Genomic DNA, 12566 nt, shown 5'->3' on the forward strand with positions numbered 1-12566 from the left:
GAATCAATGCTGTTTTATCGGGGCACCACAGATTACGCAGATTGACACAGATTAAAAGCAAAGGGAATCTGTGAGAATCTGTGTAATCTGTGGTGCCTATGAATTCCGTCCGCAAAGTTACAAAAAAAGATGCGTATCTGAGGGATTAATCTATGTTAAGTTGGCAAAGAAGCCTGCTTCACTCCTGCGTCATGAAGCGCCAGGTCACCGTACCCACGTTGTCGGGCTTACCTTTCTCCGCTTTGGAGATATGGCCTTTCAGCCGTCCCTTGCGGTCGCGGGTCACGCGGATGTCGCGCCACGCGTATTCGCCCCGCTCGTAATCGTAGGTCTCGCCGTCGTCGTCGTACAGACGATACTGGCCGTCGGCCTTCCCGTAGTGACGAATTTCGAGGTTCATCTTCTGCCCGGCAGCAGGCGTATGCAGTACCGGCTCCATCAGGGGAATGATGGCCCCGTCCTTCACAAACACAGGGATACGGTCCAAGCCCGGCGAAACGGTAATGGTCTGCCCGTTGCCTACGTACTCGCCCGTGTAGAAGTCGTACCAGTTGCCCTTCGGCAGCACTACCGTACGTTGGGTCTGGCCCGCAAACAGCGGAGCTACCAGCAGGTATTCGCCCGCCATGTACTGGTCCTTGATTTCCCTTGACACAGCCTCCAGATAGGGATTGGTTTCCAGGTCGGCATTCCGCTGTTCTTGACTTTCTGCCTCAGTAGGAATGAAACCCGGCTCCAGGTTCATGGCCCGGAAAGGAGGGATGCCGTCGAAATGATAGCGGGCAAACTCCGTGTACCAGTAGGGCATCATGCGCATACGCAGCAGAGCGTATTCTTTCACCTGTTCGGCCACCTCGGGGAACGACCAGGGCTTCGTACCGCTGGCCCAGGCGTTGAGCATGGCCATCGGCGAGAAGACTACCGTCTGGAAGCGGCGCAGCCACTCCTCGGCAGTCTTGGAGCCACGTACCTCGGGGGTCCAAAGCACGCCGCAGAAACCCGAATTGATGAGGGCCGTAATAAAGTCGGGATGGCTGTAGTAGTCGTTGTAGATGACGTAGGGATAGGCGCTGGCACCGGCATTGGAAGCACGTACCAGTCCATAGGTGCGCTGGTTGCGTTGGCGGTACAGGTCGGTCGTCGTGCGCTGCACCCACAGGCCGTAGGTTTGCCGCATCTGCTCGGCCGACACACCGCTGGGGAAGGTAGCCACGTCGGGCCACAGCCAACGGTCGTAACCGTCCACCTCGTCCACCTTGTAGCCGCTCACACCGATGCTCACATGTTCCTTGTCCAACTTGTCCATCCAGAGCCGGCGGCCCTTCTCGTGAGCCAGGTCGGGCACAATACCACACCACACCGTGTGCGAACCGCTCAGCGGATACATCTGTTTATAGATGTCCGACTCGGGCGAAACATAGGGATTGGTCCACAGGTTGATGCGGATGCCGCGCTCCTTCATCTCGTCCACAAAAGCCTTCGGTTGGGGGAAGCGGTGCTGGTCCCACTCGAACGTACACGGATAGGACTTGCTCTGCCAGCCGGGCTCCAGGCCGATGAAGTCGAGCGGATATCCGCGGCGTTCAAACTCGCCGGCTTCCTGCTTCACCTGCTCGGCCGTATAGAGCGAGGGAGTGCGGTGCGTGAAGCCCAGCCCCCAGCGCGGAGGCAACGTGCCTCCTCCGCAGAACAGGTTGTAACGGCGTACCACGTCCATCGGTTCGGGACCGGCAAACAGATAAATCTCAACCCCCGGAGCCGGAACCAGAATCGACACGGCGTCCGAATAGGGATTGGCACTCCACGTCTTGTCCGTATTGCGGTCCTTGGCCACGGGCGCGTCGGGGCTGTCCTTGCGCGAGCCGCTGCCGGCATACACGGTGAGGTAGCGGGCCGAGTTGACCAACACTCCATAGCCGAGACTCGACACATAGAAGGGAACCGGCGCATGGGTACGGCCGTCATCCCGACCGTCATAATGATCTACATGCAGATTCATGATGCGCCCGCGCTGGTGCACCGTCTTGAAGTTCAGCCCGAAGCCATACAATTGTTCCTTCCGTTGCAGGGGAACACTGATGTAGGTCTTGCCGTCCTGCAAAGTGGCTGTTATCTGGTCGGCCAGCGGTGGAAGGGTTACTTCCGGCAGGCGGGTAAATCCCTCCTCCAAGGGTTTGCAGCCCGCTACGTCCAGCAAGGAATACGACTCCGGAGTGCCTACCACTCCTTTCCACACACCCGGCTCTACCGCCGTCCAACGGATTTGTGCCCGCAGAGAGGGCAGCAGCAACATCAGGCACAAGCCTAATGCCAAAATGAATTTCCTGTTTTGTTTCATGGTTTGTTTAAGTTTGCTCTGCCTGCAAAGATACAGTTTTTTTCTGTCCGCACCCATCATGCGAACGGAATAAAGCCTCCTTTCACCCCACTTCTCCTATCCCAGTGCCGCTAAGGTAAAAGGATGTCATGCACAAGATGCCATCTTGAGCAACACGAGATGCCATCTTGTACAGCATGAGATGCCATCTTGTGCAGCATGAGATAGTATCTTATGCAGCTATTCCCAGTGAGTTTCGCTTCGTGGCATCCGACGCGGCGGTCGATACCCTGCCCGAAGAACCAGAGAAATATCAGCTTCCGCATCATTTTTCGGCATAAATCCGTTGCAACTATCTTCCTTTTTTTTACCTTTGTACGAAAATCAAGTACATACAATCAATACTGATACCATTATGAACTCAATGAAAAAAATCTTTTGCGGCCTTCTGTTCCTTTTGTCGGGACTCCTGCTGACGGCACAAACCATCGAGAACCCCACATTCAAGGCCCGCAACGGCAGCATCCACAACATCACCCGCATCGAACGGACGCCCGAGTGTACCAAAGTCTATATCCACGCCATCTTCCGCCCGCACTGGTGGATTATGGAGAACGGCGACAGCTATCTGGAAGATGCCGCCACCGGTAAACACTATGCACAAACGGGCGCCGAAGGCATCGAGCTGAAAAAGGAAACCTACATGCCCGACTCGGGTGAAATGGATTTCGTACTACTGTTCGAGCCGCTGCCGTCGGATGTACAGACCATCCACCTCATCGCTCCGAATGATACGGAAGGTAATACTTATGACATCTCGCTCGTCCCCGCTCCCAAGGATAAGCAACCCTTGAATTCGGTGGAAGGAAACTGGTTTACCGACGACACACAAGGCCGATGGGCGTATGGCATCTACGACTTCCTTGTCATCGCAAACAACCGCCTGTACGACCTGAAGAAATGCCGCAAGAAAGGCAAACGGCTGATACTGGCTGCACAAAGCCGCGCCGACGGTTCTTCCGTAACGCTGCAGCTGACACCCCGCAAGGACGGTTCCTGCCTCATTGCCCTTGACGGCGGCGAAACGCAACGCTATGTCCGCACCCGCCCCGACACACCTGCCGTGGAAGCCGACAACGGCTATGGCGACGACTTCTTCCGCAACGACAGCGTCTGCCTGCAAGGCTATCTGGACGGCTACGACCCGCGGCTGGGCTTCGACAGCGGCATCCTGTATCTGGAAGACGAAATCACAAACCAAGATTATCCAACAGTAGTTCCCATCCGCCCTGACGGAAGTTTCCAATGCAAGTTTCTCGTACAGCATCCTATTTGGCAAAGCATTGTATTTAACGACAATTGGATACCCTTCTATGCTGAACCTAAAGATACTGTCACTCTCTACCTTAATTGGGAAGATATATTGGCTAAAAGTCGGGCGCGCGACCACAGTTACCCGCTCCCCCATACGGCCCATATGGGCAGAAGAGCCGACCTGTCGTACCTCGTCACTACACTGAATAGTTCTTTCGAATATCCGTACGACAAACTGAGCAAGGCGCAAAAGACACTGACACCAGCCCAGTTCCAGGAAGAATTGAATCCCATTGCAGACCAATGGAAGCAGCAGGCCGACTCGCTCTGCCGCCTCTATGCCCCCTCGCAGAAAGCCGTGTCGCTGATACGCAATCACATGAACCTCCAAAAAGGAGAGTACTTCCTCGATTTCCAAATGATGCGTGGTTTCTATGCCCAGCAAGACAGCACCAACCAGGCACTGAAGGTGCAGCCCGACGCTTCGTATTACCACTTCCTGAAAGAGATGCCTTTGGACGATCCGTCGGCATTCGCAGATCTGTCCATAAGCACCTTCATCAACCGCTTTGAATTCATGGAGCCTCTTTCCTTATCTATCAGTAAACAAGTAGAAATACAAAACGACCCAGCCTTTCAGGCTCTGCCCAACGACCAAAAGCCACTGCAACTTGAACTAAAGCTCTATGAGATAAAGGACAGCATCGCCAACAACCTATACACCAGGCCTTCGCCCTTGTTCTGGCAGGCAGCCTTTGTACGTCACCTGCGCTATATACTGTCCAATGCATTGAAGCGACGACAGGATGCCGAAACCTTCCTCAGCCGGACAGAGAAGACCCTTACCCATCCCTACCTTCGAGCTACGGCCCGAAACCTGCTGGAAGAATTGTGCCCCGAAACCCGACCTGCGACCTATCAGCTGCCCGAGGGAAAAGCGACCGACATCTTCCGCCGCATCATCGCTCCTCATGCGGGCAAGGTTTTGTTTGTCGACTTCTGGGCCACCACCTGCGGTCCGTGTCGGGGAGGCATACAAGCCACGGCCGACCTGCGCAAGCAATATCGCAACCATCCCGAGTTCCAGTTTGTCTACATCACCAGCGAAAACGAATCGCCCGAGAAATCCTATACAGACTATGTGGAGAAGCACCTGAAAGGCGAAGCCTGCTACCGCCTGACGGACACGGAATACAAGTACATGCGCCAGCTCTTCCAGTTCAACGGCATTCCGCATTACGTAGTGGTGGAGAAAGACGGCAGTATCTCTACCGAAAAGGTAGACGCCTATAACCTGGCCGGCTTCCTGAAACGACGTTTTGAAAACAAACAATAAGCCGTCTCCACAGATGGCAACATCGTGAAAATCGAAACAAAACCTAAAAAACAGAATCGGAGGCACCGCAAATGCCTCCGATTTTCTATCTTTGCCCCGCAAAAATAAAATTGAGAACAACAGATATGGACGATTCCAATCCACGAACGTGTAACAACAGTATGAATCCCTAACCGCGGACGGAGACTTTCTGCATCGCCAGCCTCCGTACGCAACCTAAGAAAGGAGGCCTTAACCGATGAGAAAGTATCTCTACAGCGAAAACGGTTTCGTTGAGAAACCTCTGTGGGCGCCCAATTGCTGGGTAAACGTAGAATGCCCCGACCACGACGATTTCCAGTTCCTCACCCGCGAACTGAATGTTCCCGAATCTTTCCTCGAAGACATTGCCGACGCCGACGAACGGCCGCGTACCGAAACCGAAGGCAACTGGCTGCTCACCATCCTGCGTATCCCCATGCAGAGCAGCAACCCGCAGATACCCTTCATCACGGTGCCCATCGGCATCATCACCAACAACGACATCATTGTCTCCGTCTGCTATCACCAGACAGAACTGTTGCCGGACTTCATCCAGCATACGCGCCGCAAGAACATCTGCGTGAACAACAAGCTGGAACTGATTCTGCGCCTCATCTACTCCTCGGCTGTCTGGTTCCTGAAGTACCTGAAGCAGATCAACAACGAGGTGGCCAACGCCGAAAAGGAACTGGAAAAGAGCATCCGCAACGAAGACCTGCTACGCCTGATGAAGCTTCAGAAAACGCTTGTTTACTTCGACACCTCCATCCGCGGCAACGAGGTACTGATAGGCCGCCTGAAGAACATCTTCCAGAACACCGGCATGCTGGACATGGAGCTGCTGGACGACGCCGTCATCGAACTGCGCCAGGCCTACAACACGGTGAACATCTACAGCGACATCCTCACCGGCACGATGGATGCCTTCGCCTCTATCATCTCGAACAACGTGAACGACATCATGAAACGCATGACGAGCCTCAGCATCACACTGATGATTCCCACCGTCATCGCCAGCTTCTATGGCATGAACGTGGACATCCATCTGGAAAGTTTTCCTCATGCATTCCTGCTCATCGTGCTCCTCTCGGCAGCCATCTCGGCAGGCACGTTTGTTTGGTTCAGAAAAATAAAATGGTTCTAGACGCTCACTTGAAGTCCAAAGAAAGCTGACCGTCACCCAATAAATTGAACGACAAACGGTGGTAGGGCGTGGTACCACGGGCGACAATAGCGGCACGGTGCTTCTTGGTAGGATAGCCTTTGTTGTGGTTCCAGCCGTAGTAAGGAAACTCTTCGTGCAGACGGTTCATGTAGTCGTCGCGGTAGGTCTTGGCCAAAATCGATGCTGCGGCGATGGAGAGGTACTTGCCGTCACCCTTTACCACCGTGGTATGAGGGATGTCGGGATAGGGTTTGAAGCGGTTGCCGTCGATGAGCAGGTGCTGGGGACGTATCTTCAGCTGGGCGACGGCACGGTGCATGGCCAGGAAAGAGGCGTTGAGGATGTTGATTTCATCAATCTCCTGCGGAGTGACGACACCGACGGCCCAGGCCAAAGCCTCGCGTTCGATGACCTCGCGCAAGGCATAACGCTGGCGTTCGGTCAGCTGTTTGGAGTCGTTGAGCAGGTCGTTACGGAAATCCTGGGGCAGAATGACGGAAGCGGCATATACGGCTCCGGCCAGGCAACCGCGGCCTGCTTCGTCGCATCCGGCTTCGATGAGGTGGGGATTTAAATAAGGTAATAACATCTCAATATCTCTAATACGTTCTGTGTACAAAGGTACGCAATAATCCCACAAAATACATTCCTTTTTCACTTTATTGACAGATCAGATTTGCGATATTATCCGAAGAAGTCTATATTTGTCAGCCAATAAACATAAACAACAATCTAACAATCAAGATTTCATGAAAAAGACGAAAAGATTGCTGCTAATTGCCGGCGTTCTTGCAGGAAGCAGTTTTCTACCTGTCCTTGCCGAGTCCAAGGATACCTTGTCCGTGCGGCCGGACCATATCAACAATGCCGAAACGCCCTACTTCCCTCAAGTTTTCAACCAAGATGGCGGGTCATGCGGATCTGCTTCACGTATCGGATACATGTTCACTCACGAAATCAACGCATTCCGCGGTACCGACGCATCACTCCCCGAGAATATCTATCCCACTCACTTCACGTGGCTGTTGACCAACAGCCATTCCGGAAAAGAAGGTATGGCAATTGCTAACGGAGTACCCAATTCCATCGTCTATGGTGGCACGACTTATTCCAAACTGTTCGGTAACCAAGATTGTGCCAACCCCGATTTTGGATGGATGCAGGGTTACGACAAATGGTACTCTGCCATGTTCAACCGTATCTCCTGTAACTCATTTTCTCCTTTGGGCGTAGATACGGAAAAAGGAAGAGAATTCATTAAGAACTGGCTTTGGAATCACCAAGGAGATTCCGACTTCTATGCCGGCGGTATCTGTGGAATAGGCGTGGCCAGTGCCTGTAAACAAGCCCCAATAGAGAATGACCCGGATGGAAAGAATCAAACAGCCGGTGTTGTGGGAAAGAAATACGTAACCCGCTGGGGAGACGGTGTAGACCATGCCCTAACCATTGTAGGTTACGACGACCGTATCGTGTTCGACCTAGACAGCAACAAAGTCTATGGTGAAAAAGACAAAGATGAATGCGGCGCATGGATTATCGTTAATTCATGGGGTGACGGATGGGCCAACAACGGATTCATCTATTGTCCATATAAATACGGATTTCCTGTCCGCCAACAAGAAGGAGGCGCATGGAAACCTGAATTCTACCATGTACGCAAGAATTATCGCCCGCTCCGCACATTGAAAATACGTATGGCCTATTCGCACCGGAGCGAATTGAAATTGACTGTAGGTATTTCGTCTGATTTGAATGCCACACAGCCGGATGTCCGTATCGAACTCGAACATTTCAAGTTTGCAGGAGACGGACGGTCAGACAAAGAGAAGAATGGAACGGAAGCTGCCACACCCATGCTGGGGAAATGGGCTGACGGTAAGTTACATGCCGAGCCGATGGAATTCGGTTACGACTTAACGGACCTTTCTTCGGTTTTTGACACACGACGCCCCCTGAAATATTTCTTCTGCATTGAGCGGAAAAAGGGGAGCATCGGAAATGGGAAAATATATGCCTGCTCGGTCATCGACTACGAATTCGACCGCAAAGGCATCGAAACCCCGCTTACCGGACCTGCCGGACGAGATATCGACGGACAGGAAGAAATGACTTTTGTCGCTTCCGTCGTACAAGGCGAACCACTGTTTGCACCCGCCAACCTGCATTATCTCCCGGACGAGACAGCCACACAAGGTATATTGGCGTGGAACACGCCCCAACGTTCACACTACCCAATCAAAGGCTATATCCTGTTTGAAAACGAAGTTCCGGCAGATACACTGCCCGCCGTACAAACACGTTTCCCTATCCGGAACAAGAACGCGGACTATTCGATAGCCGCTCTCTACAGCTTCCAGGACACACTGTCGGTTGTCTCTGCGCGAACTCCATCCGTACGTTCTTCCTTCGAACGCCCGTATCAGCCGCACAGTCTGTTGTTGAAAGAATGCGGATTCACGATTCCAGACATCTTTGAAGAGAACTGTATGCATGCCACCATCGAATATTGGCTGAAGCCTTATAGCTGGAGAAACTGGAACCAAAGTATCGGTCCCGGCTGGGGAAGCTTCCTCATTCATGCCAACGACGACGGTTCACTCAGTGCAGGATGGGACGGTGAGAACCGTATGGATACCCACAAAGGACTGATAAAAACCGACCAATGGCAACACTTCGCCTTTGTCATTGCACAAGATACACTGACGGCCTATATCAACGGAGTACCCGCAGATACCCTGATAAGCAACGGTCGGAAAGGTATAGGAGGCTTCAAACAATTCCCCTTCGGTACACATCAGGACGGAGCTCTCGACGGTGAACTGGCCGAAGTTCGTATCTGGAAAGAAGCACGTACACCCGAACAAATCAAAGAATTCATGTACGCCAGCTTCGAACCGGCCGGCATACCGCGTCCGCTTGCCGCCTATTACCGGGGAGAAACCATCGGGAAAGGACGCCAGCGGATGTGGCGAGACTTTGCAGGGCACTGCCATGCACCCATAGCAAACTACGGGCAATATGAAACATTGGACGAACTACCCGACAGCCTGCATATCCCTACAGAAGATACATTCCTAAGTTTCGAACTGCCTGATTCGGATATCCGTGCAGGAGAATCCTTCCGCGTTCTTCCCCAATGCTCGCCCGACATACAGACAATCTGCTGGGATGTACCAGGTGCAGGGGTGAAGAAGCTTCCGGTAAAGGTACCTACCCTGCTGTTTCCAAAGCCCGGCAAGCAGAAAATCACCCTGACCGGACTGACCACAACCGGTGAAAAAGTAAAAGCAGTCCGCAAAGTAAACGTGCTCCCCGCACCGGTTCCCGATGCCGGATTCCAGCCCATACGCAATGAAATCCTGGCAGGAGAACGCATCAGCTTCCAGCCTCTCCACCCCATAGCCGGATACCGTTATGAATGGAGTCTGGAACGAAGTGACAATCCGCAGGTGACTACACAGAATGCAGCCGCCACTTATGAAACAAGCGGTGACTATACCGTCAGCCTGAAAGTCAGCAATCCATGGACTGGAGAGTCGGCACAAGCGGCCCGTTCCATCCATGTAAAGAATGTAGCTCCCGACGTTGCTTTCGACGTCACGCCGATGATTGTCCGGAAAGGGGAGACAGTTGACTTGGCAGACCGCAGCCGCTATATGCCCACCCAGTGGAACTGGCAGCTGGACAGCCGGCGTTTCACGACCTTTGCCCGAGGGGCAAAGGCCCGTCTGAAGATGGACGTACCCGGTGTTTACGATATTACACTGACCGCTTCGAACGAGGAAGGGCAAAGTACTCTCTGCCGGAAAGGGGTACTGACAGTATGCAATGCAGACAGCAAAAACGGGCTGAACTTCTCCAACCCGTCGGCTGCAGTCACCACACAAAGCGCACTCTGGCAGGGACCAACCCGGGAGATGACGATAGACTGGTGGATGAATCCGGGGGCAAAAGCCCGGCTGGCAGGCATCGGGCATGAAGCTTCCACCTGGCAGATTGCCGCCGACAAGCACGGACGCATGACGGTTTACATAGACAGCCTCCCGGCCCGCTCGGACAACGGGTTCGTCATTTCCGGCCAATGGCACCACTATGCGGTGGCCTTCGGCAACGGGCAAGTGCGGTTCATGCGCGATGGAGAGACCTGCAAGACGGTGCAGCTGAAAGACAAAAAAGGCAGGGCGGCACAGGTTCCCGCATTCTCCCATGTACGTCTCGGCGGGGAAGAAACGCCCATGAACGCCACCATTGACGAGTTCCGTATCTGGAAAAAGGACCTGAAAGACAGCCTCATGCAGCAGTATTGCAATGCTCCCATCGATGACGTGGCAAGGGCAGAGCGGGCAGACAAGCTGGTTCTTTACTACTCATTCAACCAGAACGGGGGCGATGTACGCGACCTGACCTCCCACAACCACACCGGAAAACGCACCTCCTTCGGTCCCGACGGTGATGCCTGGGGGTACTCTGCCGGTGTATTCTGTCTGAATTTCGAAACACCTTTCGAGGACATTTCGGAGAAGGTACTGCCTCCTTCGCGCCGGCCATTTGCGACAGACGGACGCAGCGTCAACCACAAAGACAGCCTCCGTTTCCAGGCTTTCGACTACCAAAGCACGGGCTGGCAGGTGGAAAACGCGCTCGAGACGGACAGCATAAGCACAGGCCTGTATGTAGACCGTAACAAAGAGAATGCCTTGTGCGTATACACTTCGTGGGACGGATTTGCCCCAAGGCTCGCCAACCACAAGCTTTACTGCACCGTAAAGCTGCCCGCAGGCAAGTACGAACTGGAAGTCATCCCCTACCAAGGCTTCTCGGCAGGCAGTTCGCGCCTGCTTGTTGCCGGCGGAAAAGGCTTGCCCGACCTGCCGGAAGCCGACACTGCCCTCGCATCGGCCCCGCTTTCGGAGCGTCGTTTGCCGTTCATTCTGACCCGCGAAACCGAAGTTTCGCTGGGCATCCTCTTCGACCTGCAGGGGCATAGCGGCATTGCCATCGACCGGATTGTGCTGCACAAGGCCACCACAGGCGGCGAGTAAGCCCCGCCTCTCCCCTACAGACAGCCGCAAGGAACGGTGAAGATGCGGAAAAGAGCGTTTCTCTTTCCGCAACTTTTCCCTATCTTTGCGGCTGTTTTTCATCCAACAATCAGAAAGAATGTTCACAGTTATCGGACTCATGCTGGCGGGAATGCTGGCGGGATATGTATTGCGAAGGAAGCGTCTGGCCATGATCCAGCCGGCTATCACCGTGCTCATCTGGGCGCTGCTATACTTGCTTGGCGTGGAAGTGGGCGGCAACGAGGCCATCATAAACAGTCTGCACACCCTGGGAATGGAGGCGGCAGTGATGACACTGGGCGGCACACTGGGCAGCGTCACGGCGGCCCTGCTGCTGTGGAAGGCACTGGCACGCGGGCGGAAAGGCCGGACGACGGGGGGAACCGCCCCTGCCGGTGACGGGAGCATGCTACGGGCTTTGCGGGGAAGCCTCGTCATTGTGGGGTTCTTCGCACTTGGCGTAGTGAGCAGCCTCGCGGGACTGGTGCCGGGACACGTGGGGACGCGTGTGAGTTTCTACGCGCTCTGTGCGCTGATGACTTGCGTAGGAATGGGGGTGGGAAACGACCCCGAGACGCTGAAAAACTTCCGTTCGCTGAACCCGCGCCTTGTCTTTCTGCCTGCAATGACCATCGCCGGTACGCTGGTGGGCACGGCTTTGGTGAGCCTGATACTGACGCACCGCAGCCTTTCGGACTGCCTTGCGGTGGGTTCGGGCTTCGGTTACTACTCGCTTTCGAGCATCTTCATCACCGAATACCGCGGGGCGGAGCTGGGCACCGTCGCGCTGCTGGCCAACATCAGCCGTGAACTTCTGACCCTGCTCACTGCCCCTTTGCTGGCCCGATGGTTCGGACCTTTGGCACCGATATCCGCCGGAGGGGCCACCACAGCCGATACTACCCTGCCCGTCATCACGCGGGTTTCGGGGCAGGAATTCGCCGTTCTGTCCATCTTCCACGGGTTTGTGACGGACTTCAGCGTGCCGTTCCTCGTCACGCTGTTCTGCTCGCTGTAAGGCCTGGGCGGCGGGAAAGCGTTGCCTGCCGACAGACTCACCGATTAAAAAACGATATGCAGATGCCCCTGAAAGCAGAGATTTGAAAAGAGGGCACCACAGATTACGCAGATTTACACAGATTTTTAAAGGAATCTCCCGCACGGGATAAAGGAATAATCTGTGCTAATCTGTGTAATCTGTGGTGCCTTTTTAATCATTCCCCCTCACGAGGAAAATGAATAATCTGTGTAAATCTGAGTAATCCGTGGTGCCTTTTTTAGGCGGCGAAACCACGAATCATCCCCACTTCCTGTCATTCTGAGCGGAGCGAAGAATGCCGGAAACAC

Annotated in this window: 7 protein-coding genes and 1 pseudogene; 6 read left to right on the top strand and 2 right to left on the bottom strand. The window is 54.1% G+C overall.

Annotation, left to right across the window (positions count from 1 at the left end; genetic code table 11):
- Positions 1 to 178: 178 nt before the first annotated feature.
- Positions 179 to 2293, bottom strand: coding sequence for a TIM-barrel domain-containing protein (locus RDO88_RS00765; RefSeq protein WP_374043878.1), 2115 nt, complete (start codon positions 2291 to 2293; stop codon positions 179 to 181).
- 221 nt (positions 2294 to 2514) lie between these two features.
- On the opposite strand from RDO88_RS00765, the gene RDO88_RS00770 reads away from it, so the two are divergent.
- From RDO88_RS00770 to RDO88_RS00780, 3 genes are all read left to right on the top strand, one after another.
- The gene (locus RDO88_RS00770; RefSeq protein ID WP_307757533.1) at positions 2515 to 2658 is read left to right on the top strand and encodes a hypothetical protein; all 144 of its coding nucleotides are present in this window, start codon (positions 2515 to 2517) and stop codon (positions 2656 to 2658) included.
- A gap of 83 nt (positions 2659 to 2741) precedes the next feature.
- Positions 2742 to 4967 (top strand): thioredoxin-like domain-containing protein, encoded by a 2226-nt coding sequence (locus tag RDO88_RS00775; protein WP_307757534.1) that lies wholly within the window; start codon positions 2742 to 2744, stop codon positions 4965 to 4967.
- 238 nt (positions 4968 to 5205) lie between these two features.
- A complete protein-coding gene (locus RDO88_RS00780; protein WP_307757535.1) occupies positions 5206 to 6132 on the top strand; it encodes a CorA family divalent cation transporter in 927 nt (308 codons plus the stop codon).
- Positions 6133 to 6136: 4 nt separating this feature from the next.
- On the opposite strand, the gene RDO88_RS00785 is transcribed toward RDO88_RS00780, so the two are convergent.
- Positions 6137 to 6742, bottom strand: coding sequence for a ribonuclease HII (locus RDO88_RS00785; RefSeq protein ID WP_307757536.1), 606 nt, complete (start codon positions 6740 to 6742; stop codon positions 6137 to 6139).
- 160 nt (positions 6743 to 6902) lie between these two features.
- Here RDO88_RS00785 and RDO88_RS00790 point away from each other — a divergent pair, with 160 nt between their 5' ends.
- From RDO88_RS00790 to RDO88_RS00800, 3 genes and pseudogenes are all read left to right on the top strand, one after another.
- The gene (locus RDO88_RS00790; RefSeq protein WP_307757537.1) at positions 6903 to 11198 is read left to right on the top strand and encodes a LamG-like jellyroll fold domain-containing protein; all 4296 of its coding nucleotides are present in this window, start codon (positions 6903 to 6905) and stop codon (positions 11196 to 11198) included.
- 139 nt (positions 11199 to 11337) lie between these two features.
- Positions 11338 to 11556: pseudogene (locus RDO88_RS00795) on the top strand (LysO family transporter); the annotation flags it as partial.
- Positions 11557 to 11637: 81 nt separating this feature from the next.
- Positions 11638 to 12237: a LysO family transporter gene (locus RDO88_RS00800; protein ID WP_307757630.1), complete on the top strand. Its 600-nt coding sequence runs from the start codon at positions 11638 to 11640 to the stop codon at positions 12235 to 12237.
- The last annotated feature ends 329 nt before the right edge of the window (positions 12238 to 12566 follow it).

Source organism: uncultured Mediterranea sp., assembly GCF_902493215.1.
GTDB lineage: Bacteria > Bacteroidota > Bacteroidia > Bacteroidales > Bacteroidaceae > Bacteroides.